Below are 22,337 nucleotides of genomic sequence, written 5' to 3'. Positions count from 1 at the left end.
GATTTCTTGCCTGATAGACGGTTCGCGCCGCGGTTCGCCTGATCATGGATGTTTGTGCCTGCCGAGTTCCCCAACGCCACCGGCTTTTATTATTTGGACACAATTCGATATTTTCCCTTATTTTTAGATTGCTTGATTGAGGGAGCGCAAGGAAATCGCCAATCTAAGGGAAAGTCCTAAGCTAAAGAAAAAGCCCGGCGCATGCGATGCGCCGGGCTTTTTGATGAGCGGTGAATCTTCGGGAATCAGCGCTTGAGCTTGGCGAAGGCGTCGGCCATCGCGCTGTTCATGCCGCCTGCGGCAGCGCCTGCGTTGCCGCGGCCGCCATCGCTTTGCGAACGGCGCGGGCGGTCACCGCCCTTGGGCGCGTCGCCGCTGCGGCGAGCCGGGGCAGCGGTGTCGTTCAGGCGCATGGTCAGCGCGACGCGTTTGCGCGCGGCGTCCACTTCCAGCACCTTCACGCTGACCGTCTGGCCCACGCGCACCACATCACGCGGGTCCTTCACGAACTTTTCGGCCAGCGCCGAGATGTGGACCAGGCCGTCCTGGTGCACGCCGATGTCAACGAACGCGCCGAAGTTGGCCACGTTGGTCACGACGCCTTCCAGGATCATGCCCGGGTACAGGTCGTTCAGCGTTTCCACGCCTTCCTTGAACTGCGCGGTCTTGAACTCGGGGCGCGGATCGCGGCCGGGCTTTTCCAGTTCGGCGAAGATGTCGCGCACCGTGGGCAAGCCGAAACGCTCGTCGGTGAAGTCGGACGGCGACACGCCTTTCAGGGCTTCGCGCTGGCCGATGATCTGCTTCACTTCCGCCTTGATCTTGGCGACGATGCGCTCGACCACGGGATAGGCTTCGGGGTGAACCGACGACGCATCCAGCGGGTTGTCGCCGTTGGGAATGCGCAGGAAGCCGGCGGCCTGTTCGAAGGCCTTTTCGCCAAAGCGCGGCACTTTGCGCAGGATTTCACGCGTGGGGAACGCGCCGTTCTCGTCGCGCCAGGCCACGATGTTCTTGGCCAGCAGCGAGTTCAACCCGGACACGCGAGCCAGCAACGCAGCCGATGCCGTGTTGACGTCCACACCCACCGCGTTCACGCAATCTTCGACCACGGCGTCCAGCGAACGCGCCAGCTCGCGCTGGTTGACGTCGTGCTGGTACTGACCCACGCCGATCGCCTTGGGATCGATCTTGACCAATTCGGCCAGCGGGTCTTGCAAGCGGCGGGCGATGGACACGGCGCCGCGCAGCGTCACGTCCAGGTCGGGGAATTCCAGGGCGGCGGTTTCCGATGCGGAATACACCGACGCGCCGGCCTCGGAGACCACCACGCGGGTGACCTTCAGGTCGGGGAAGCGTTCCATCATGTCGCCCACCAGCTTCTCGCTTTCGCGCGATGCGGTGCCGTTACCGATGGCGATCAGGTCCACCTTGTGGCGCGCCACCAGCGCGGCCAGCGTGTTGATCGTGCCTTCACGGTCGCGGCGCGGTTCGAAGGGGTAGACGGTGGTGGTGTCGACGACCTTGCCGGTCTGGTCGATCACGGCAATCTTGCAGCCCGTGCGGATGCCCGGGTCCAGGCCCAGCACGGCCTTGGGGCCGGCAGGCGCGGCCAGCAGCAAGTCTTTCAAGTTGGCGGCGAACACGCGAATGGCTTCGGCTTCGCCGCTTTCGCGCAGGCGGCCGATCAGTTCGCTTTCGAATGCCGTCAGCAGCTTCACGCGCCAGGTCCAGCGGCAGACTTCGCCCAGCCAGCGGGCGCGCGGCGTAGCGTCCAGCGCGAACAGGCCGTTGCCCAGCTTCAGGAAGTTGGCGATGCGCGCCACGCACGGGTGCGGCAGTTGCGCTTCCAGTTCGGCTTCCAGGCCCAGACGCAGTTCCAGCACGCCTTGCTGGCGGCCGCGCAGCAGCGCCAGGATGCGGTGCGAGGGCAGCGTGCGCAGCGGCTCGTTGAAGTCGAACCAGTCGCGGAAGTTGGCGCCCTCGGTTTCCTTGCCGTCGATCATCTTGGAGTAGATCAGGCCGGTGGACCACAGGTGCTCGCGCATGTCGGCCAGCAGGTCCGCGTTTTCCGCGTAGCGCTCGGCCAGGATGTCGCGCGCGCCGTCCAGCGCCGCCTTGGCGTCGTTGATCGACGCTTCGGGGTTCAGGTACTGCGCGGCCAGCACGGCGGGGTCGCAGGCAAGGTCCGCCAGGATGGCGTCGGCCAGCGGTTCCAGACCGGCCTCGCGGGCGATCTGGGCGCGGGTGCGGCGCTTGGGCTTGTACGGCGCGTACAAGTCTTCCAGGCGCTGCTTGGTGTCAGCCGTGGCGATTTCCTGGTGCAGCTCGGGCGTGAGCTTGCCCTGCTGCGAGATGGATTCAAGGATCGAGCCGCGGCGCTCTTCGAGTTCGCGCAGGTAACCCAGGCGCACTTCCAGATTGCGCAGCACGGTATCGTCCAGGCCGCCAGTGGCTTCCTTGCGATAGCGAGAGATAAACGGCACGGTGGCGCCGTCATCCAGCAGTTCCACCGCCGAAGCGATCTGGGAGGCGCGCGCGCCGAGCTCGGTGGCGAGCTGCGCGACGATGCGGGCGTTGTCGACGCCGGCGGCGACGTTCGTGATAGCGGAAGTTTCAGACATCTCTATACGACGACAAAAAGGAAAAACAAGGGGCGGATTGTGCCATAAGCCACTGTTACAGAACGTGTGAGGGTGGACCGATCTGTCCCTGCGCGAGCCGGATCAGGCGGCTGCACCGAGTATCATTTGGTCCTTTCCCACATCAGTGTCTGGCGGCCGTACCGTATGGGTACCGGTATCTCCGAAGACGCCGACTGACACTAGGCTGCCGTAATGCTGGACCTGGATATATCCGAATTTTTTGACGAGGACGGGCCGCTGGCCACGGCCATGCCCGGCTACAAGCCACGCCCTTCGCAGGTGGAATTGTCGCAGGCGATTGGCGACGCCATTCAAGACCGCGCCACGCTGGTGGCCGAAGCCGGCACCGGTATTGGCAAAACCTGGGCTTACCTTGTACCCGCCTTCATTCAGGGCGGCAAGGTGCTGATTTCCACCGGTACCCGCACGCTGCAAGACCAGTTATTTGCGCGAGACCTGCCGCGCGTGCGCGCGGCGTTGGCCGCACCGGTCACGGCCGCGCTGCTCAAGGGCCGCGGCAATTACGTCTGCCACTATCACCTGGAACGCTTGCAGGGCGACGAACGCGCCTTGAAGTCGCGCACCGAAATCCAGCAATTGCGCCAGATTCAGGTGTTCGCCGGCATCACCAAAACGGGCGACCGCAGCGATCTTGCGCAGGTGCCTGAAGACGCCGACATCTGGCAGCGCGTGACGTCCACGCGCGAAAACTGTCTGGGCCAGGAATGCCCGCGCATCCGCGACTGTTTCGTCGTGAAGGCGCGCCGGCAGGCGCAGGAAGCTGACGTCGTGGTCGTCAACCATGCGCTCTTCATGGCCGACCTGGTGTTGCGCGAAGAGGGCGTGACCGATCTGCTGCCCGAAGCCGACACCGTCATCTTCGACGAAGCGCATCAGTTGCCCGACACGGCCACGCGCTTTCTGGGCAGCAGCGTGTCCACCCACCAACTGATGGACTTTGGCCGCGCGCTGGAAGTGGCGGGGTTGGCGTATGCCCGCGAGGCCGCCAAATGGAGCGACGTCAGCCGGCATCTGGAAACCGCCGCGCGCGAACTGCGCCTGGTCTGTGCGCCGCTTGACCGCATGCCGGGCCGCAAGGCCACGTTCGACGCCATTCCCAACCCCGAGGAATTCGACGAGGCCCTATTGGCCTTGCGCGAAGCCGTGGATACGGCCACCAAGGCCTTGGGCGTGGTCGCGGAAAAACACCCTGACCTGATGGCGGCCGCGCGCATCGGCGCCGAGATCTCGGTGCGGCTCAAGCGCTGGGCCACGCCCGGCCGTGCGGATGCCGGGTTTGCCGACGAAGGGTGGGGCCGGGACGATCAAGCCCCCGAGCCGGCCGCCGCTGACGCCATCGCCGCGCTGGGCGACGGGGCGTCCACGCCTGCGGCCATTCTGGAAGGCGTGGCCGCCGCAGCTGAACAATGGACGGGGCCCGCGGTGCGCTGGGTCGAACACGGCCAGCACCATGTCCGCCTGCATTCGGCGCCGTTGTCGGTGGCGCAGGCTTTCTCGAAATACCGCAAGCCGGGTCAGGCCTGGATCATGACGTCGGCCACGCTGTCGGTGAATGGCGAGTTCCATCATTTCACCAGTCAGCTGGGGTTGGAAAAGGCGCGCACGGGCAAGTGGGAGTCGCCGTTCAATTACCCGGAACAGGCTCTGCTGTTCGTGCCGCGCGGCATGCCCGAGCCGCAGTCGCCGCAGTTTCTTGACCGCTTCGTCGACACGCTGATGCCGTTGCTGGAAGCCAGCCCCGGCGGCACGCTGGTGCTGTGCACGACCTTGCGCGCCGTGGAGAAGGTGGCGACCTTGCTAGCCGATGCCTTTGACGATGCTGGCCATGATTGGCCGCTGCTCAAGCAAGGCGAAGGCACCCGCCGGGACCTGCTTGACCGCTTCTGCAAGCTCAAGCATCCGGTGCTGGTGGGTAGCGCCAGCTTCTGGGAAGGCATCGACCTGCCCGGCGATGTGCTGACGTTGGTGGCCATTGATAAGCTGCCATTCGCGCCGCCCGATGATCCTGTCATCGAAGCCCGGCTGCGGGCTTGCCGGGCCCAAGGCGGCAATCCGTTTTCGGAATACCAATTGCCCGAAGCCGCCATTTCGCTCAAGCAGGGCGCGGGCCGGCTGATTCGTACCGAGTCGGATTGGGGCGTACTGATGGTGGGCGATGCGCGTCTGGTGGAAAAGCCTTACGGCAAACGCCTGTGGCGCGGGTTGCCGCCCTTTGCGCGAACGCGCGAACTGGAAGAGGTGCTGGCGTTCTACCGCCGCAAGCAAGAGGGCGGGGAAGACCAAGACCAAGACCAAGACCAAGGCTAAGGCTAAGACCAAGGCTAAGGCCACGGCTAAGACCAAGGCTAAGACCAAGGCCTATGCCCACCCGGTTAAAAAAAAAGCTCCTCGAATTATTCGAGGAGCTTTTTCTTTTCCCATGCGGGGAAGGCCGAGCAGCTGACGAATCAGTCGAACGGGTTCCACCAGCTGCGATCCGCCTGCAGACCCTTGGTCTTGAAGTCGCTGTTGGGGTAGTTCTTGTCGTACACGCGCTGCGCATCGTTCTTCAGTTCGGTCATGCCCAGCTTGTCGTAGGACGAGACCATCAAGTACAGCGCTTCTTCGGTGGCGGGGGCGCCTTCGAAGTCGGTGATGACGGTTTGCGCACGGTTGGCGGCGGCCACGTAGGCGCCGCGCTCGTAGTAATAACGGGCGACGTGCACTTCGTTCATGGCGATGGTGTTGACCAGCCACGCCACGCGCTTTTCGGCATCTACGCTGTACTTGCTATCCGGGTAGCGCTTGATCAGCTCGTTGAACGCATCGTAAGACGCGCGCAAGCCCTTGGGGTCGCGTTCGGCCGGGTCCTGGCCCGTGATGTTGGTCATGAAGGCGCTGGCCGGCGTGAAGTTGATCAGGCCCTTCAGGTACAGCGCGTAGTCGGTGCCGGGGTGGTTGGGGTAGAGCTGCTGGAAGCGGTCAATGGCGGCCAGGGCTTGTTCGTTTTCGCCGTCTTTCCAGTTGACGTAGGCCAGTTCAAGCAGGGCTTGCTGGGCATAGACGCCGAAGGGGTAGCGGCTTTCAATGGCGGTCAGGCGCTCGCGCGCTTCTTTCCAACCGCCCGAGGACATTTCGGACTTGGCGTCAGCGTAAAGCTGTTCGGCGCTCCAGTTGGTGGTCTTGTCGTACTTGCTGTTGGTCGAGCCGCAACCGGCGATGACGATGACGGCAAATAGCGCGATAACCACGCGCAAAACCGGCCCGCTTCGGGATGCGGGGTTCGAGGGAGCTGCGGAGTGGTGAATCACGAGAATCGTATCCTTGGTGTTAGCATGGCAGGCTGATTATATGATTTGTCTCCATGTCTGATACAGCCGCCGGCACAGATCTCGTTTCCGACGACGAACTCCTGGGCCTTCCTGACGAAAATGCGGACGGAAATCCCGGGGAAAACCGGGGTGAACCGCAACTTGTAACGGTTCCTTCCAGCACCAAGGCCGATCGGCTCGACAAGGTTCTGGCCGGGCTGATGCCCGACCATTCCCGCAGCCGCCTGCAAGGCTGGATCGAATCCGGCAATGTGCACGTGAACGGTGCTCCCGGCAAGATCCGCCAGACGGTGGGCCCCGGCGACGAGCTGCTGGTATGGGCCCAGCCCGCCCCCGACGCCCGCGCCTTCACGCCCGAACCCGTTGAATTCACCGTGGTGGGCGAAAGCCCCGACTGGATCGTCGTGAACAAGCCTGCCGGCCTGGTCACGCATCCGGGCGCGGGCAACTGGAGCGGTACGCTGCTCAACGGCCTGCTTTACCGCTACCCGGAATTGGCGGCCGTGGCGCGTGCCGGCATTGTTCACAGGCTGGACAAGGACACCTCCGGACTCATGGTCGTGGCCCGCAACGAGAAGGCCCAGACGCATCTGGTGCGCCAGTTGCAGGCACGCAGCATGGGCCGCGAATACGTGGCCCTGGCTCATGGCTGGGTCGCAAACGGTGGCCGTGTTGAGCGCGCCATTGGCCGCGATTCCCGCGTGCCCATCCGCATGAGCGTCGAGCGCCCCGTGGCGCCCAAGCCCGCCATTACCAATTACGCACCGGTCCGCCGTGGCCAGGTTGACCCCGGCGGCCGCGTCACGGAAGTGGTGTGCCGCCTGGAAACGGGGCGCACCCACCAGATTCGCGTGCACATGGCCAGCCTGGGCCACCCGCTGCTGGCCGACACCATCTATGGCGGCAAGAACATCGCGGGGGCGCAGCGCCAGATGCTGCACGCCCGCGCCCTGCATTTCGATGATCCGGGCGGCAACGGTGAAGTCCAATTCGCCGCCGCCGTGCCCGCTGACATGACCCTGGTCCAGGAAAGCATTGCATGGAACGCGTGATCGCCAGCCTGCCTGTCGTAACCGGCCCCCAGTGGGCCGGTGTGAATTATTTCTGCACGACACGCGCGGGCGGCGTGGGCGTGGCCCCGCATGACACCCTGAACCTGGGGCGCCGCGCGGGCGACAACCCCGACACCGTGGCCGAGAACCGCCGCCGCGTGCGCGCCGCCGTGCCGGCCGAGCCGCTGTGGTTGCGCCAAGTCCATGGCAGCGAAGTCGTGGACGCGGACGCGATGGATGCGGCAGGCGAACCTGCGGCAGGCGAACCTGCGGCGGGCGAACCCGCGGCAGGCGAACCTGCGGCAAGTGAACCCGCGGCAGGCGAACCCGCGGCAGGCGAATCCACGACGGGCGCGCCCGCGCAGGATGAACCTGCCGTGGACGCCAGCGTCACGACGCAGCCGGGCCGCGTGCTGGCCGTCATGGTGGCTGATTGCCTGCCCGTCGTTATTACCGATTCCAAAGGCCTGGTGCTGGGCGCGGCGCACGCCGGCTGGCGTGGCCTGTCGGGCGGCGTGCTGGAAAACACATTGGCCGCCATGCGGGCCAAGGCGCCGCAGGCCGAAGGCTGGCGCGCCTGGGTGGGCCCCGGCATCGGCCCGCAACATTTCGAAGTGGGCCAAGACGTGCTGGATGCGTTCACGGCCGATGATCCCGCCACGGCGCGTTACTTCACGCCGCGCCCGGGGCTATCGGGAAAGTGGCTGGCCGACCTCGCCGGATTGGCCGATTTCCGCCTGCGCCGCGCCGGGGTACAAGAGGTGGCGTTAAGCGGCTTGTGTACCGTATCGGCCTCGGATCGCTTCTTCTCTTATCGGCGCGACGGCGAAACCGGACGCATGGCATTGCTGGCCTGGCTCGACCCGGTTTGATCTTGCGCAAGGCCGGCAGGCGGGGTTGAGTCCTACCCTGATTGCCTCCTTGTATACCCGCATTGACAGTCCTGGACCCGGAATGCAACATCAATCGAGCAGTGTCGATAACAAGGTGTCGAAGTGAACGCCAATCTCTCCGCAGGACCCATTCCGGTGAGCGTGGCACCGGAAATCCTGGCCGACATTCAGGCCGAATTCTCTCGCGAGTGGCAGCGCCTTTGCGACGATGCCCGACGCGGCGCGCTTGCGCCCCTGGCTGACCGCCGCTTCGCCGGCGACGCGTGGTCCGCCAATAGTTCGCATCTGCTGATGGCGCACACGTATCTGCTGTCGGCGCGCGCCATGCAGCGCATGGTTGACGCCGCCCAGGTCAGCGAACCCATGCGCAACCGCCTGCGCTTTTCCATCATGCAATGGGTGGATGCGCTGTCGCCGTCGAACTTCCTGGCGCTGAATCCGGACGCCCAGCAATCCATCGTGGAAAGCGCGGGCCGCGCGCTGAACGAAGGGCTGGCGAACCTGCTGGGCGACGTCAAGAAAGGCCGCATCACGCAAACCGACGAATCGCAGTTCGAGATCGGCCGCAACGTGGCGGTGACGCCGGGCGAAGTGGTCTACGAGAACACGCTGTTCCAGCTGATCCAGTACACGCCGTCGACCGCCACGGTGCACGAACGCCCGCTGGTGATCGTGCCGCCGAACATCAACAAGTTCTACATCCTGGATCTGCAGCCCGAGAATTCCTTCGTGCGTCACGCGGTGGAGCAGGGCTTTACGGTGTTCCTGGTGTCGTGGCGCAACCCGGTGGCAAGCGACACCGACGGGATCGACCGCGCCACCTGGTCCGACTACCTGGACAACGCCGTGCTGCAAGCGCTGCGGGTGGCCAGCGACATCACCAAGCAACCCAAGGTCAATGCGCTGGGCTTCTGCGTGGGCGGCACGATGCTGGCTTCCGCGCTGGCGTTGGCGGAAGCGCGCGGCGAGCATCCGGTGGCCTCGCTGACGTTGCTGACGTCGCTGCTTGATTTCCACGACACGGGCATCCTGAATGTCTTCGTGGACGAAGCGCACGCGTTGCTGCGCGATCATCAATTAGGCAACGGCGGGTTGATGCCCGGCCGCGACCTGGCCACCACGTTCTCGTTCCTGCGGCCCAATGAGCTGGTCTGGAACTACGTGGTCGGCAACTATCTGAAGGGCCAGAAGCCGCCCCCGTTCGATCTGCTGTTCTGGAATGGCGACAGCACCAATCTGCCGGGTCCGTTCTTTTCCTGGTACTTCCGCAATACCTATCTTGAAAACAATCTGAAGGTGCCGGGCCGCGCGCAAGCCGCCGGCATGCCGCTGGACCTGACGCGCCTGACGATGCCGGCGTACATCTTCGGGTCACGCGAAGACCATATCGTGCCGTGGGTGTCGGCCTACGCGTCCACGCAGCTGCTGCGCGGACCGCAACGCTTCGTGCTGGGGGCCTCGGGCCACATCGCGGGCGTGGTCAATCCGCCGGCCAAGAAACGCCGCAGCTATTGGGTGGCGGACGGGCTGGGCAAGCAGGGGCACGACGACATGCCCGGCGACCCCAATGCCTGGTTCGCACAAGCGGCCGAGCACGCGGGCAGCTGGTGGCCCGATTGGACAGACTGGCTGTCGCAGCATTCGGGCAAGCAGGTCAAGGCGCGTACAAAATTAGGCAATGCCAAGCACCAGCCGATCGAGCCGGCGCCTGGCAGGTATGTGAAGGTCCGGGCAGCCTGAAACCGCCCTGCGCGGTTGGCCCAGGCCAATAAGAAAGTTAATCAACGAGGCGTCCGTCGCACACAGGAGGAAGTCCAATGAGCGGAAAACTGGCTTACGTAACAGGCGGGATGGGCGGTATCGGCACCTCTATTTGCCAGCGCTTGGCCAAGGATGGCTTTCGCGTGGTGGCAGGTTGCGGCCCCAGCCGCAATTACCAGCAATGGCTGGATGAGCAGGCAGCACAGGGCTACACGTTCTACGCATCGGTGGGCAACGTGTCGGATTGGGATTCCACGGTAAAGGCTTTCGAGAAAGTCACCGCGGACCTCGGCCCGGTCGATGTGCTGGTCAACAACGCGGGCATCACCCGCGATGGGCTGTTCCGCAAAATGAGCGCCGATGATTGGCGCGCTGTGATCGACACCAACCTGAACAGCCTCTTCAACGTGACCAAGCAGGTCATTGAAGGCATGGTTGAACGGCAGTGGGGCCGCATCGTCAACATCAGCTCGGTGAATGGTCAGAAGGGCCAGTTCGGCCAGACCAACTATTCCACGGCTAAGGCCGGCATCCATGGTTTCACCATGGCGCTGGCGCAGGAAGTGGCTAGCAAGGGCGTCACGGTCAATACGATCTCGCCGGGCTACATCGGCACGGACATGGTTCGCGCCATCCGTCCCGAAGTGCTGGAAAAGATTGTGGCCACCATTCCGGTGCGCCGCTTGGGCACGCCCGAGGAAATCGCTTCCATGACGTCGTGGCTGGCTTCTGATGAGTCGGGTTTTTCGACGGGCGCAGACTTCTCGCTCAACGGCGGCCTGCACATGGGCTGATGCTGGCAAGCGGGGCCGCCGTGGGCGGCCTCAGGCGCCGGAAGGCCTCGGGGAGAGGGCCTTCCGGCATTACACTCCACCTTATTCGAAGTCTAAGAGATCGCCCGATCCGGGGACACACATGACGCAAGCACAAACCGGCGCCAGCCTGCGCCTGATTAAAAAGTACCCCAACCGTCGCCTATACGACACCCGGACCAGCACCTACATCACTCTGGCAGATGTCAAGCAACTGGTTCTGGCCAATGAAGAATTCCAGGTTGTCGACGCCAAGAGCGGCGAAGACCTGACCCGCAGCATTCTCTTGCAGATCATTCTGGAAGAGGAAAGCGGCGGCATGCCCATGTTCTCGTCGAACATGCTGTCGCAGATCATCCGTTTCTATGGTCATGCCATGCAGGGCATCATGGGTTCTTATCTTGAGAAGAACATCCAGGCCTTCATGGAAATCCAGACGCGCATGGCCGAGCAGTCCAAGGGCCTGTACGGCAGCCAGTTCGGGCCCGAGGCCTGGACGCAGTTCATGAACGTGCAGACGCCCATGCTGCAGAACATGATGAACAACTACATCGATCAGAGCAAAAACCTGTTCGTGCAGATGCAGGATCAGATGCAGGACCAAACGCGCGCGATGTTCTCGACCTTCCCGTTCACGCCCGGCAGCACGCCGGGCACGGGTACGGGTACGGGCCGCAAGTAAAGCCCGACATCCGTTCGTTCAAAAGCCGGTGTGGCAACAGCCCCGCCGGCTTTTTTGTGGCCTGCCGCCGTTTGAGCAAACGCAATAATCCGCCCCTTTTGGGGTCCCGTGGTTCAGGGATATGTCAGTTTTTTTCGTTACATTAATGAAAACGGTTCTTGTTTAGCTTCTTAGAACCGCCATTCATTTGTGTCTCAAGGATTATGCACATGATCAAGAAAGCCTTGGCGCTGGCCATCGTCGCTCTGAGCGTGTCTGCCGCCAACGCGGCCGAATACCCCATCGGCAAGCCGGTTGAAAAGGGCGGCATGGAAATTGGCGCGGTGTATCTGCAGCCGATCGAAATGGACCCGCCCGGCATGATGCGCGCCGCCAAGGATTCCGATGTGCACCTTGAGGCCGACATCCACGCCACCGCCGGCAACAAGACGGGCTTTCCGGAAGGCGAATGGGTGCCGTACCTGGTCGTGAACTTCGAGATCCAGAAAGTCGGCAGCCAGAACGTGCAGAAGGGCACCTTCATGCCCATGGTCGCCAACGACGGCCCGCACTATGGTGACAACGTCAAGCTGGAAGGCCCGGGCAAGTACAAGCTGAAGTACACGATCCTGCCGCCGTCCGAAAACAAAATGGCCCACTTCGGCCGCCACATCGACAAGGAAACCGGTGTGGGTCCGTGGTTCGAGCCGTTCGAACTGGAATATGAATTCGTCTACGCCGGTACCGGCAAGAAGGGCGGTTACTGATCGTGCGCCGCCTGCTTAACGGAGTTGCCGCGCTGCTGATCGGCCTGGCCGGTGTTGCCGGCATGGCGCCTGCGCAGGCGGATGAACTGCCGACGTTCACACTCAGGTTCAAGCCGGACGGCACGTTCGAGCCGGCCACCCTGGAAGTGCCCGCCGGCCGTTTCAAGATTGAACTCATCAACGAAAGCAACGAGCCGGTGGAATTCGAGAGCATTCCGCTGCGCAAGGAAAAAGTCCTGGGACCCGGGGTGAAATCCTTTGTGGTGATCACCATTTCGCGTCCCGGCGAGTATCCCTTCTTTGATGACTTTCACCAAAGCGTGAAAGGCACCCTGGTCGTCAAGCCCAAGGAATAAGCGGTAGCTATACATGGAACAAGTCCTCTTTATCGTCTGGCGTGAAAGCGTCGAAGCCTTGCTCGTGGTGGGTATTTTGTACACCTGGCTGCGTTCTACGCCCGAAGGCAAGCGGGGGCTGAACTATCTGTGGGGCGGCGTTGCGGCGGGTCTGGCGCTGGCCGTGGCCTTGGCGCTGGTGCTGCTGGGCGTGTCGTCCTGGCTCAGCGACGAAGGGCAGGAATGGTTCCAGGCCATCATGTCGCTGGCGGCATGCGCACTGGTCGTGCAGATGGTTGTATGGATGAAGAAGCACGGGCGCACGCTGAAAGGCGAGCTTGAAAGCGGGGCGCGCAGTTCGGTTGCCAATGACAACTGGTGGGGCCTGTTTGTGCTGGTCGCCATTGCGGTTGCCCGCGAAGGCAGCGAAACCGTGGTGTTCCTGTACGGCACCGTGTCGGCGGGCGAAGGCGGCAGCGACATGCTGAAGCTGGCGCTGGCCGGTGTGGCGGGCTTTGCCGTGGCGCTGCTGACGTTCTGGCTGTTGCAGCTGGGCGGCAAGCTGATTACGTGGCGCCGGTTCTTCCGCGTGACCGAAATTCTGCTGTTGCTGCTGGCCGGCTCGCTGCTTGTGGGCGGCCTGGACCATCTGATTTCGCTGGATGTCTTGCCCACCATCATCGACCCCGTGTGGGACAGCTCGTGGCTCTTGAGCGACAGCACTGGCGTGGGCAAGGTCCTGGCCGACTTCGCCGGCTACCGCGCGTTGCCCGCCCTGATCTCGGTGTTGTTGTGGGTGGCTTACTGGATTGTGGTCTGGGCGCTGTTGCGCTGGGTGGGCAACAAGCCCGTCCGCGCGCCGGCCGCCGCCCGGAGCGCGTCCTGATTCCGGTTTGATGCCGGACTGAACAATGAAGGTTTGACCATGGCAGCTGTACTCGGGAGGGTGACCTCCCGGATCGCCGACTTTCTTCGTGACCATGCCCCGCTGTTGCGCAAGCTGCAGTGGGGCATTGTCGCGATGTACGCGTTCCTGTTGATCGTGCCTGTGCTCCTGCCGTTGCCGGACAACACGGCATCGGTGTTCAACAATCTGACGATCATTGCGCAGTTCGCTTTTTGGGGAGTCTGGTGGCCGTTCGTGCTGATCTCCATGCCAATTCTGGGCCGCGCCTGGTGTGGCTGGCTGTGTCCCGAAGGCATGCTGACCGAATGGGCCAGCGAGCGGGGCCAGGGCCGCGCCATTCCCAAATGGATGCGGTGGGGCGGCTGGCCGTTCGTGGCCTTTGCGCTGACTACGATCTATGGCCAGCTTGTCAGCGTCTACCAATATCCGCTGGCCGTGCTGGCGGTGCTGGGCGGCTCGACCGTCGCCGCCATGATCGTCGGCTGGCGCTATGGCCGCAGCAAGCGCGTGTGGTGCAAGTACCTTTGCCCGGTCAACGGCGTGTTCAATCTGCTGGCCAAGCTGGCGCCCTGGCACTTCAAGGTTGACGAAGAAAAGTGGCGTCACCCGGTCATCCGCATTGAACCCATCAACTGTGCGCCGCTGGTGCCCCTTCGTCACATGAAGGGCGCCGGCGAATGCCACATGTGCGGGCGTTGCAGCGGCTACCGCGGCGCCATCGAGCTGACCGCGCGTTCGCCCGAAGAAGAAATCGTGAACGTGGCCGACGGCGACGGCTGGCAGACCGCCTTGCTGTGCTTCGGCCTGATGGGCATTGCCATCGGCGCCTTCCTCTGGAGCGCCAGCCCCTGGTTCGTGACGGCCAAGCAATGGGCCGCAACCTGGCTGGTCGAGCACGACATCATGTGGCCGTTGATGGACAACGCGCCCTGGTTCATCTTGACCCACTACCCGGACGTGAACGACAGCTTCTCGTGGCTGGACGGTGCAGGCATTCTGATGTTCGTCGTCGGCGCAACCATCGTCGTGGGCGGCTCAAGCTTCCTGTCGCTGTGGATCGCCGACCGCCTGGCGCCCGCCGCAATGGAAGCAGACGCCCGGGCGACTGGCTGGATTCGCCCCGGCGTGCACAAGCTTGCGCAGGCGCTGATTCCGTCGGCTGGCATCGGCGTGTTCCTGGGCTTGTCGGCCACCACCGTCAACCTGCTCAAGCACGAAGGGGTGCAAGCCGCGTGGGCCGGCCCCGTGCGTTTCACCTTGCTGACGCTTGCCGTGTTGTGGACCTTGCGTCTCTTCGCGCGCCTGCTCACGCAGCGTCAAACCCGCGGCTGGCGCAAGGCTGCGGCCTGGCTGGTGCTGGTGGCGGGCCTGGCGCCGTTCTGCATGGCCTGGGTGTTTTTCTTTGCAATCTGGTAAGAGCCGCTTGATAGCCTGAGGCCGGGCGCTGCGATACAGTGGAAGGCTGCGCCGGACTGGCCGGCGGCCTTCTTCTACACGCCTCTTCATGACTTCTTACGCGTTTCGCCTGCTCAACGTTTTCGCGTCTACCCCCTTCAGCGGCAACCAGCTGTGCGTGTTCGAAGACGCGCGCGGCTTGGACGACGCCACCATGCTGAATCTGGCGGCCCAGTTCAATCTTTCCGAAACCACCTTCATCCTGCCGTCCGAACAGGCGGATGCGCACGTGCGCATCTTCACGCCCGGCTACGAAATGAAGTTCGCGGGGCACCCCACCATCGGCACCTCGCAAGTGGTGCGCGATCTGCGCCAAACCGGCGATGCGCTGACGCTCGAATTCAAGGCCGGCGTCGTGCCCGTGCAAGCCAGTGGCGATACCTGGACCTTCACGGCTCCATGCCCCGGTGGCGTGCGCACCGCGCCGCCTGAAATGGACCGTGCCGAGATCGCCGGCCTGATCGGCCTGAACGCCGATGACCTGCTGGGCGATCCCATCTGAGTCGATACCGGCGCTGACCAATTGCTGGTGCCGCTGGCCAGCGTTGACGCCGTGCGCCGTGCTGCTCCCGATTCGTCAAAGCTGAGCCGCTGGCAAGTCAGCAGCCTGGGCCGCAAGACGCTATATGTGTTCGCCTTCGACGAAGGCAATGTGCAAGACGAACGCCAGGTCGTCGTGGCCCGCTACTTCTTCGCCAAGGCGGGGGGCGGCGTGGACGAAGATGCCGGCACGGGTTCGGCCTGCGCGAATCTGGGCGGCTGGCTGATTCACCAGAAGCGTCCCTTGCCCGCCCGCATCCTGGTCGAGCAGGGCGATCAGATGGGCCGGCCCTGCCGCTTGCTGCTTGATGTGCTGGCTGATGGCCGCATCCAGGTTGGCGGCCGCGCATTGGAGATCGGGCGGGGCACCGTCACCCTCTAAGCCCATCAACGATTCCGGTCAGCCAAAAAAAACGGCGCCCGTGTCAGACACGGGCGCCGTTTGGCTCTCTAGGCCTCAGTATGGAATGCGGCCTTGCTTACTTCTTGTTCTTGGCCGGGTCGACCTTGATGTTGTTCATCACTTGCTTCACGCCTTCCACGCCACGGGTGACGGTGGCTGCGTGATCGGCTTCGGCTGCGGTGCCGACGGTACCCGTCAGGGTGGCGACGCCGTTGTTGGTTTCCACTGCAATGTCCAGCGCGCTCAATTGCTTGTCGGCAACGAAGGCGGCCTTGACCTTCGTCGTGACCGTCGCGTCAGAGGCGTACTCGCCCACGGACTGCTTCGGCTTGCCGTCATCGGCCGCAAATGCCATGGAAGTGAAGACAGCGCCCGTACCCAGTGCGGCGGCGGCGATCAGCTTGCGAATTTCCATAGTCGTGCTCCTTATTTTCGTATTGTCTGGCGCGGTGATGGTTCATGCGCCAGACGTTCAATATTCGTGTTGGGTATCCGTGCTATCTGCGTGTTCTATTTCTTTCGAAGGGCGCCGCTCAAGATGGACAAGAGCGCCAGCACCAGGAAGACAAAGAACAGGATCTTGGCGATACCCGCGGCCCCGGCGGCAATGCCGCCAAAGCCGAGAACCGCCGCGATGATCGCGATGACGAAGAAAACTACGGCGTAATGCAACATGTCAGCTTCTCCAGAAGTTTCGACCGATCAAGGCGGGGCAGGAATCAGGGATTGCGGTCGAAGAAATCCCGGACTTCCTTCTGAGCATCTTCCTTGGTCTTGCCATAACGCTCCTGGATCAAGCCAGCCAGGCGTTCGGCGTTGCCTTCCGTACGGGTCAACTCGTCGTCGGTGAGTTCACCCCAGGCCGCTTTGGCCTTGCCGGTCAGTTGCTTCCACTTGCCGGCGATGATGTCGTTATTCATGGTGACCTCTCTTTGTCTGCGTGCGACACAAGGCTTATGGCCTATAAGTCCTGCATTCGCGGTTGAGTTGGACACTGATCAGCTAGCCCCTACCGTACGAGTCGGCCATAGGGGCTGTCAAACCTGGCTGTGGGTAAATGTAACTGCCGAATTGGCCCCCCGCAGCCCGGTTTTTCGACGGAAATCGGCAGCCAAGAAATGCCGCTCAAGAGTTACATTCCCGCAATGTTTTGTCCCCTTTTGAGCGGGGCTAGTAACGGGAGATACGGGGTTTTTGCGCGATATTCGCCCTGGCCGATGGGGGTGCGCCCCGGTATAGTCGTGACGGAACTCGTCGAGGTTCATCAACAGGAAAGGGAGAGGGTACGCATGACGCAACGACTTTGCAGCGCAATCTTGCTGGCGCTGGCCGCCATGGCGGCAGTAGGGTGCACGCACGTGACGGATCGGTATCAGGCCACGGCGCCCGCAGTGGTGACGCCAAGCACGTAAGGGCGCTGCCAGATAGGTGTGCTGCCAGGTAGGGGCTGAAAGATTGGGCCAATCATGCAAACGGGGCGCCTGAGCGCCCCGTTTGCATTGCCGTTGCCGCAGTCAGGCTGCGGCCGCGGGGTCAGCCCTGCGCGATACGCTGCGCAATGTGCTCCAGCGCCTCTTCCACCTGGTCCACCAGGATCAGGCACAGATCGCCGGCCGACAGCCGACCCAGCGCGGTATCGATGGCCAGGAACTCGCCATGGATCTCTTCGATATGCTGGGTGCGCGGCGCGCCGACCAGGCCTTCTTGCAGCAACGCCAGCACTTCGCCATCGGCGCGGCCACGTTGGCATTGGTCCTGATACAGCAGCACGTCGTCAAACGCCGCGCCAAGGATTTCGGTCTGCATGCGGATGTCTTCATCGCGGCGGTCGCCCGCCCCGCTGATGACCACCGACCGGCGCTTGGCGGGCATGGCGTCCACCGCGCGCACCAGGGCCAGAATGGCGTCGGGGTTGTGGCCGTAGTCCGCAATCACCGTGGCCCCGCGGTAGTCGAACACGTTGAAGCGGCCGGGGGCCGTCTGCGCGTCGTTGACGAAGGTGGCCAGGCCACGGCGGACGATGTCCCAATCCAGGTTCAACGCCCAAGCAGCGGCAATCGACGCCATGGCGTTTTCGACCTGGAACGTGATCGTGCCGTTGCGCGTCAGCGGAATCTCGGCAAGCGGAAAGCGGGTTTCTTCCGCACCCTGGGCCGCCACGATGGCGTCGCCATCGCGATACACCGAACGCAGGCCCTGCGCGCGATGCGTGGCCAACACGGGGTGATTGCGGTCTTCGGCGAAGTAGGTGATCGAACCCGGGCAGCTGGACGCCATCTCGGCCACGATCGGGTCGGCGGCATTCAACACCGCCGTGCCAGACGGATGCACATGCTGGACGATGACGCGCTTGACGACCGCCAGGTCTTCCACCGTGCTGATATAGCCCAGGCCCAGGTGGTCGCCCATGCCGATGTTGGTGACGATAGCCACGTTGCAGCGGTCAAACGCCAAGCCTTCGCGCAGGATGCCGCCGCGCGCCGTTTCGAACACGGCGGCGTCGACGTCGGGGTGCATGAGCACGCTGCGGGCGCTGCGCGGGCCGCTGCAATCACCCGTGTCGATACGCAGGTTGTCTACGTAGACGCCGTCGGAATTCGTCATGCCAACGCGGTTGCCGGCCGCGCCCAGAATGTGGGCGGTCAGGCGCACCGTGGTCGTTTTGCCGTTGGTGCCGGCCACGGCCACGACGGGAATCCGGCCGTCGTCGCCGTCGGCGTACATGTTGGCGATGATGGCCTCGCCCACCGGGCGGCCCTTGCCGAACGAGGGGTTCAAGTGCATGCGCAGGCCGGGCGCGGCGTTCACTTCCACCACGCCGCCGTGCTGCTCTTCAAGCGGGTAGTGCACGCTTTGCGCCACCACGTCCACACCGCAGATATCCAGGCCGATCATGCGGGCAGCCGAGACGGCGCGCGCGGCCATCTCGGGGTGCACTTCGTCGGTCACGTCAGTGGCCGAGCCGCCCGTGCTCAGGTTGGCGTTATTGCGCAGGAAGATCAGCGTGCCGGGAGGCGGCACGGAATCGGCGTCGAAGCCCTGCTTTTTCAGCGTGGCCAACGCAATGTCGTCAAAGCGGATCTTGGTCAGTGACGTTGCGTGGCCATCGCCGCGCAAGGGGTCGGCGTTGACCTGGTCCACCAGTTGGCGGATGGTCTGCTGGCCGTCGCCCGTGACTTGCGGCGGGTCACGGCGCGATGCCGCCACCAGCGCGCCGCCCACCACCAGCAAGCGGAAATCGTGGCCGGGAATATAGCGTTCAACGATGACTTCCGAGCTGATTTCTTCGGCCACTTCAAAGGCCTGGATCACACGCTCGCGCGTCTCGATGTTGACCGCCACGCCGCGCCCCTGACTGCCGTCGCGCGGCTTGACGACCACGGGGCCGTTCAATTCCTGCGCGGCTTCCCAGGCTTCTTCAGCCGTGGTCACGGAACGGCCCATCGGCACCGGCACGCCGGCGGCGTCCAGCAGCATCTTGGTCAGGTCTTTGTCTTGCGCGATCGATTCCGAGATGGCGCTGGTCAGGTCGGTTTCGGCGGCCTGGATGCGGCGCTGCTTGCTGCCCCAGCCAAACTGCACCATGCTGCCTTGCGTCAGGCGGCGGAACGGAATATTGCGCACGACGGCCGCGTTCACGATGGCCCCGGTGCTGGGTCCCAGGCGCACGTCTTCGTCCAGTTCACGCAGGCGCTTGAGCGCGTCAGCCAGGTCGAACGGCGTGTCATCCAACGCGGCGCGCACGAGCTGCTGCGCCAGGTCCATCGCCAGCAGGCCGACTTCTTCTTCGCTGTATTCGACAACGACCTGGAACACGCCGGGCTCGATGGTCGAGTGCGTGCGGCCGAAGGTGACGGGGCAGCCGGCGTGCGCCTGCATCGTCAACGCTACGATCTGCAAAACGTGGGCAATCGACACGGCGTCTTGATGGCCTTCCGGGCGCATCAGCCCCATCTGTGGCAGGCGTGCGCGCAGGCGGGCTTCGAACTCGGGCAGGTTGTCGATGGAGCACTCGGCGTCGGCGCACGAAACAATGGCCTCGATCGCGGTGTTCTTGCTCCACAGATTGGGGCCGCGCAGGGCCCGGATACGGGAAACTTCCATGGCAGGTATTCCTGTCAGTATTGTTGAATCCAGCGGCGCACCAGATCGATGGTGGGGCCAGAGAAGGCTTCGTCGGATTGCAGCAGCGCGAAGTCGCCCGCCGCGATGCCGTTCAGCACGCTCTCGATGGCTTTGCCATGGTCTGGCTCGTCCTGGATGTCTTTCACGCGGCTGCCTTGCGACAAGCCCTGGCGCAGCAGCGCGCGCGCCTCGCCGTCGGGGCGCTTGCTCTTGACCGTCTTGTCGTCATAGAGCACGACGCGGTCAAAGGCGTCGCCCAGCAGGCGGCCCTGTTCGATCAGATCGGCATCGCGGCGGTCGGCGCCGGCGGAGTAAACCGCGGCGCGCGTCGTCGACGGGAACTGGTCGATGGCGGCGATCAGCGGGCGCAACGCCGAGGCGTTGTGCACGTCGTCAACCACCACGGTGCCGCCGTTACGCTCAAACAGCGTGAACTGCCACGGCGCGTCGGCCTGGTCGATATCGAAGGTTTCGATGCCGGCGCGGATCAGTTCCACGGGGATGTCCAGCGCCCAGGCGGAGCCCACGGCGGCCAGCACGTTTTCCACCTGGAAGGCCACGCGTCCGCCGTGCGTCAGCGGAATCGCGGCCACATCGGCCAGCCGTTCTTCGCGGGCGCCTTGCGCCAGGATGATGCTGCCGTCGCGCACGAATACGGCGCGGCCATCTTGTTGCAGATGCGCGGCGATGGCGGGCAGGGCGGGGTCGATGCCGAAGAAGATCACGGCGCCGTCGCACAGCTCGGCCATTTCCACCACGCGCGGGTCGCGTGCGTTGAGCACGGCGGCGCCCGTCGGCAGCACCACGTCAACCTGCGTGCGGAACACATTGAACATGCGCTCCGTTTCGTTGATGTCGAAGTCGCCCAGATGGTCGGCGTCGTCGATGTTGGTGACGACGCCAACTTGGCAGCGGTCATAAGCCAGGCCTTGGCCCAGAATGACGCCGCTGTCGTTTTCGATGACGGCGGCATCCACGTTGCGGTTCATCAGCAGGCGGGTGCCCGACGCGAAGTCGGCGCGGTCGCCCTTTTGCACCAGGCGGCGGTCCAGGTACAGGCCTTCGCTGCAAGCCAGGCCCGTGCGCTTGCCCGACAGATGCAGCAGGCGGGCAACCAGTCGCGCGACCACGGTTTTGCCGTTGGTGCCGGTGACGCCCACGATGGGGATGCGGCCCGCATCGCCTTCGGGGAACAGATGGTCGACGATGGCGCGGCCCACCGGGCGCGGCGTGCCGTCAGCGGGCTTCAGGTGCATCAGCAGACCGGGGCCGGCGTTGACTTCCACGATGGCGCCGCGCTGCTCAGCCAGCGGCCGGGTGATGTCTTCGGCCACCAGGTCCACGCCCGCGATATCCAGGCCCACCACGCGGGCGGCCAGCGTCACGGTGGCGGCAATGCTCGGGTGCACGCGGTCGGTCACGTCGAAGGCGACGTTGCCGCTGCGCTGCACCAACACGCGCTGGCCGTCGGCCGGCACGCTGTCTTCCGACATGCCCTGGCGCGCAATTTCCAGCCGGGCGGCGGAATCCAGGCGCACAAAGTTCAGCGGATGGTTTTCAGTGCGGCCACGGCGCGGGTCGATATTGATCTGGTTGTCGATCAGTTCGGTAATGGTGGACTTGCCGTCGCCCGTCACCCAGGCCGGTTCGCCGGCGGCGGCGGCCACCATGCGGTTGCCCACCACCAGCAAACGGTGTTCGTTGCCCAACACGAAGCGCTCGACGATCACGCCGCTGCCTTCGTCCACCGCCACGCGGTAGGCGGACACCACCTCTTCGCGGGTCGTCAGGTTGGTGAATACGCCACGGCCGTGGTTGCCGTCGTACGGCTTGACCACGACGGGCAGGCCGATGTCTTCGGCCGCTTCCCAGGCGTCGTCTTCGCTGCGCACCAGGCGGCCTTCCGGCACCGGCACGCCGCAGGTCGACAGCAGTTCCTTGGTCAGGTCCTTGTCGCGCGAAATGCCTTCGGCGATGGCGCTGGTGCGGTCGGTTTCGGCCGTCCAGATGCGGCGCTGGGCCGATCCGTAGCCGAACTGCACAAGGTTGCCCTCGAACAGGCGGATGTAGGGAATGTCGCGGTCATCGGCCGCGTCCACGATGCAGGCGGTGCTGGGGCCCAGGCAGTGCCGGTCCACCAGCGTGCGCAGCTTGGCAATCGTGGCGGGTACGTCGAACGGGCGGTCTTCAATGGCCGCCATGACCAGGTCGCGGGCTTCGTTCAGCGCCGTGCGGGTGACCTGTTCCTGCCAGGCGCGCACCACCACTTTGTAGACGCCGCGGGTCGACGTTTCGCGGGCTTTGCCGAAACCGCCGCGCAAGCCGGCCAGGTTCTGCAATTCCAGCGTGACATGTTCAAGAATGTGGCCGGGCCAGGTGCCTTCTTTCAGGCGGGCCAGGAAGCCGCCGCGGACGCCGGGGCTGCAACGGTGCTCGATCAGCGACGGCAACCATTCAGACAGGCGCTCGTAAAACCCGGGAATGGTGTTGGACGGATAGTCCTCCAACTCACCAATATCCACCCACGCTTCAAGGACCGGGCGATACGTCCAAATGTTCGGGCCGCGCAAAGCCACGACATCGAGAAATTCAATGTCTTTCTTTTTCATGTTTTAATTTACTTGAGAAGCAGGTTGGCACGCGCGGACG

18 protein-coding genes and 1 pseudogene are annotated in these 22,337 nt (G+C 64.0%); 12 read left to right on the top strand and 7 right to left on the bottom strand.

Annotated elements, in window-relative coordinates:
• Positions 1-245: 245 nt before the first annotated feature.
• A complete protein-coding gene (tex, locus tag AC1DSJ_RS13030) occupies positions 246-2,624 on the bottom strand; it encodes an RNA-binding transcriptional accessory protein Tex (protein ID WP_441370657.1) in 2,379 nt (792 codons plus the stop codon).
• Between the two features lie 213 nt (positions 2,625-2,837).
• On the opposite strand from tex, the gene AC1DSJ_RS13025 reads away from it, so the two are divergent.
• Positions 2,838-4,973 (top strand): DNA repair helicase YoaA, encoded by a 2,136-nt coding sequence (locus tag AC1DSJ_RS13025; RefSeq protein WP_441370658.1) that lies wholly within the window; start codon positions 2,838-2,840, stop codon positions 4,971-4,973.
• A gap of 140 nt (positions 4,974-5,113) precedes the next feature.
• Here the strand turns inward: AC1DSJ_RS13025 and AC1DSJ_RS13020 are convergent, their stop codons facing one another.
• On the bottom strand, positions 5,114-5,902 hold the full coding sequence (locus AC1DSJ_RS13020; protein ID WP_054423821.1) for an outer membrane protein assembly factor BamD: 789 nt from the start codon (positions 5,900-5,902) through the stop codon (positions 5,114-5,116).
• A 107-nt stretch (positions 5,903-6,009) separates the two neighbouring features.
• On the opposite strand from AC1DSJ_RS13020, the gene AC1DSJ_RS13015 reads away from it, so the two are divergent.
• The 10 genes and pseudogenes from AC1DSJ_RS13015 (at position 6,010) to AC1DSJ_RS12970 (ending at position 15,542) form a co-directional block, all read left to right on the top strand.
• On the top strand, positions 6,010-7,029 hold the full coding sequence (locus AC1DSJ_RS13015; RefSeq protein ID WP_082387097.1) for an RluA family pseudouridine synthase: 1,020 nt from the start codon (positions 6,010-6,012) through the stop codon (positions 7,027-7,029).
• Positions 7,017-7,901, top strand: a complete 885-nt coding sequence (pgeF, locus tag AC1DSJ_RS13010; RefSeq protein WP_441370659.1) for a peptidoglycan editing factor PgeF — start codon at positions 7,017-7,019, stop codon at positions 7,899-7,901. The genes AC1DSJ_RS13015 and pgeF overlap by 13 nt, the downstream gene beginning before the upstream one ends.
• A 123-nt stretch (positions 7,902-8,024) precedes the next feature.
• Complete coding sequence (locus tag AC1DSJ_RS13005; protein ID WP_054423814.1) at positions 8,025-9,662, top strand: PHA/PHB synthase family protein; 1,638 nt, start codon at positions 8,025-8,027, stop codon at positions 9,660-9,662.
• Between the two features lie 77 nt (positions 9,663-9,739).
• A complete protein-coding gene (gene phbB, locus AC1DSJ_RS13000; RefSeq protein WP_054423812.1) occupies positions 9,740-10,477 on the top strand; it encodes an acetoacetyl-CoA reductase in 738 nt (245 codons plus the stop codon).
• A gap of 121 nt (positions 10,478-10,598) precedes the next feature.
• Entirely contained in the window at positions 10,599-11,177 is a 579-nt protein-coding gene (gene phaR, locus AC1DSJ_RS12995; RefSeq protein WP_054423809.1) for a polyhydroxyalkanoate synthesis repressor PhaR, read from the top strand.
• Positions 11,178-11,386: 209 nt separating this feature from the next.
• Positions 11,387-11,923 carry an iron transporter gene (locus tag AC1DSJ_RS12990; RefSeq protein WP_054423806.1) on the top strand — a complete coding sequence of 179 codons (537 nt, stop codon included), beginning with the start codon at positions 11,387-11,389 and terminating at the stop codon, positions 11,921-11,923.
• A gap of 32 nt (positions 11,924-11,955) precedes the next feature.
• Positions 11,956-12,279 (top strand): cupredoxin domain-containing protein, encoded by a 324-nt coding sequence (locus tag AC1DSJ_RS12985; protein ID WP_056322182.1) that lies wholly within the window; start codon positions 11,956-11,958, stop codon positions 12,277-12,279.
• Positions 12,280-12,292: 13 nt separating this feature from the next.
• Positions 12,293-13,144, top strand: a complete 852-nt coding sequence (locus AC1DSJ_RS12980) for an FTR1 family iron permease (protein WP_054423804.1) — start codon at positions 12,293-12,295, stop codon at positions 13,142-13,144.
• A gap of 39 nt (positions 13,145-13,183) precedes the next feature.
• Positions 13,184-14,581 (top strand): 4Fe-4S binding protein, encoded by a 1,398-nt coding sequence (locus AC1DSJ_RS12975; protein WP_441370660.1) that lies wholly within the window; start codon positions 13,184-13,186, stop codon positions 14,579-14,581.
• Positions 14,582-14,669: 88 nt separating this feature from the next.
• A pseudogene (locus AC1DSJ_RS12970) lies at positions 14,670-15,542 on the top strand (PhzF family phenazine biosynthesis protein).
• Positions 15,543-15,639: 97 nt separating this feature from the next.
• Here AC1DSJ_RS12970 and AC1DSJ_RS12965 read toward each other — a convergent pair.
• From AC1DSJ_RS12965 to AC1DSJ_RS12955, 3 genes are all read right to left on the bottom strand, one after another.
• Complete coding sequence (locus AC1DSJ_RS12965; RefSeq protein WP_054423796.1) at positions 15,640-15,978, bottom strand: BON domain-containing protein; 339 nt, start codon at positions 15,976-15,978, stop codon at positions 15,640-15,642.
• Between the two features lie 95 nt (positions 15,979-16,073).
• Entirely contained in the window at positions 16,074-16,238 is a 165-nt protein-coding gene (locus AC1DSJ_RS12960) for a DUF1328 domain-containing protein (RefSeq protein WP_006218179.1), read from the bottom strand.
• A gap of 44 nt (positions 16,239-16,282) precedes the next feature.
• Positions 16,283-16,483 carry a CsbD family protein gene (locus AC1DSJ_RS12955; protein ID WP_054423793.1) on the bottom strand — a complete coding sequence of 67 codons (201 nt, stop codon included), beginning with the start codon at positions 16,481-16,483 and terminating at the stop codon, positions 16,283-16,285.
• Between the two features lie 369 nt (positions 16,484-16,852).
• Here AC1DSJ_RS12955 and AC1DSJ_RS12950 point away from each other — a divergent pair, with 369 nt between their 5' ends.
• Positions 16,853-16,975 carry a hypothetical protein gene (locus AC1DSJ_RS12950; RefSeq protein ID WP_276325541.1) on the top strand — a complete coding sequence of 41 codons (123 nt, stop codon included), beginning with the start codon at positions 16,853-16,855 and terminating at the stop codon, positions 16,973-16,975.
• A gap of 121 nt (positions 16,976-17,096) precedes the next feature.
• Here AC1DSJ_RS12950 and cphA (AC1DSJ_RS12945) read toward each other — a convergent pair whose 3' ends face one another.
• Positions 17,097-19,667 carry a cyanophycin synthetase gene (cphA, locus tag AC1DSJ_RS12945; protein WP_441370661.1) on the bottom strand — a complete coding sequence of 857 codons (2,571 nt, stop codon included), beginning with the start codon at positions 19,665-19,667 and terminating at the stop codon, positions 17,097-17,099.
• Positions 19,668-19,681: 14 nt separating this feature from the next.
• A complete protein-coding gene (gene cphA, locus AC1DSJ_RS12940) occupies positions 19,682-22,297 on the bottom strand; it encodes a cyanophycin synthetase (RefSeq protein WP_175169656.1) in 2,616 nt (871 codons plus the stop codon).
• Positions 22,298-22,337: the final 40 nt, after the last annotated feature.

This window comes from Achromobacter sp. 01N37 (assembly GCF_056399725.1).
This window is presented reverse-complemented; position numbering and strand designations above follow the sequence as displayed.

Excerpts from the sequence above, each read along its gene's own strand:
- AC1DSJ_RS13015 (WP_082387097.1), top strand. The coding sequence starts at position 6,010 with ATGTCTGATACAGCCGCCGGCACAGATCTCGTTTCCGACGACGAACTC.
- tex (WP_441370657.1), bottom strand. The coding sequence starts at position 2,624 with ATGTCTGAAACTTCCGCTATCACGAACGTCGCCGCCGGCGTCGACAAC.
- AC1DSJ_RS13025 (WP_441370658.1), top strand. The coding sequence starts at position 2,838 with ATGCTGGACCTGGATATATCCGAATTTTTTGACGAGGACGGGCCGCTG.
- pgeF (WP_441370659.1), top strand. The coding sequence starts at position 7,017 with ATGGAACGCGTGATCGCCAGCCTGCCTGTCGTAACCGGCCCCCAGTGG.
- cphA (WP_441370661.1), bottom strand. The coding sequence starts at position 19,667 with ATGGAAGTTTCCCGTATCCGGGCCCTGCGCGGCCCCAATCTGTGGAGC.
- AC1DSJ_RS12975 (WP_441370660.1), top strand. The coding sequence starts at position 13,184 with ATGGCAGCTGTACTCGGGAGGGTGACCTCCCGGATCGCCGACTTTCTT.
- phaR (WP_054423809.1), top strand. The coding sequence starts at position 10,599 with ATGACGCAAGCACAAACCGGCGCCAGCCTGCGCCTGATTAAAAAGTAC.
- AC1DSJ_RS12960 (WP_006218179.1), bottom strand. The coding sequence starts at position 16,238 with ATGTTGCATTACGCCGTAGTTTTCTTCGTCATCGCGATCATCGCGGCG.
- AC1DSJ_RS12990 (WP_054423806.1), top strand. The coding sequence starts at position 11,387 with ATGATCAAGAAAGCCTTGGCGCTGGCCATCGTCGCTCTGAGCGTGTCT.
- AC1DSJ_RS12980 (WP_054423804.1), top strand. The coding sequence starts at position 12,293 with ATGGAACAAGTCCTCTTTATCGTCTGGCGTGAAAGCGTCGAAGCCTTG.
- AC1DSJ_RS12965 (WP_054423796.1), bottom strand. The coding sequence starts at position 15,978 with ATGGAAATTCGCAAGCTGATCGCCGCCGCCGCACTGGGTACGGGCGCT.
- cphA (WP_175169656.1), bottom strand. The coding sequence starts at position 22,297 with ATGAAAAAGAAAGACATTGAATTTCTCGATGTCGTGGCTTTGCGCGGC.
- AC1DSJ_RS12950 (WP_276325541.1), top strand. The coding sequence starts at position 16,853 with ATGACGCAACGACTTTGCAGCGCAATCTTGCTGGCGCTGGCCGCCATG.
- AC1DSJ_RS12955 (WP_054423793.1), bottom strand. The coding sequence starts at position 16,483 with ATGAATAACGACATCATCGCCGGCAAGTGGAAGCAACTGACCGGCAAG.
- phbB (WP_054423812.1), top strand. The coding sequence starts at position 9,740 with ATGAGCGGAAAACTGGCTTACGTAACAGGCGGGATGGGCGGTATCGGC.